Annotated in this window: 1 protein-coding gene; it reads left to right on the plus strand. The window is 69.6% G+C overall.

All coding sequences use genetic code 11. The annotated features are described in order from the left end of the window. Positions 1-204, plus strand: a 204-nt coding sequence (locus tag IG78_RS43740; RefSeq protein WP_037687879.1) for a carboxyl transferase domain-containing protein, incomplete at both ends; no start/stop codon positions are given.

Consider the following 204-nt stretch of genomic DNA (forward strand, 5'->3'; position numbering starts at 1 on the left):
GGCGCCGACCTCACCTACGCCTGGCCCACCAACGAGATCGCCGTCATGGGCGCCGAGGGCGCGGCCAACGTCATCTTCCGCCGCCAGATCGCCGCGGCCGAAGATCCCGAGGCGATGCGGGCCCGCATGGTCAAGGAGTACAAGGCCGAGCTGATGCACCCCTACTACGCCGCCGAACGCGGCCTGGTCGACGACGTCATCGAC

This window comes from Streptomyces aureocirculatus (assembly GCF_000720475.1).
In the GTDB taxonomy this organism is placed as follows: Bacteria; Actinomycetota; Actinomycetes; order Streptomycetales; family Streptomycetaceae; genus Streptomyces; species Streptomyces aureocirculatus.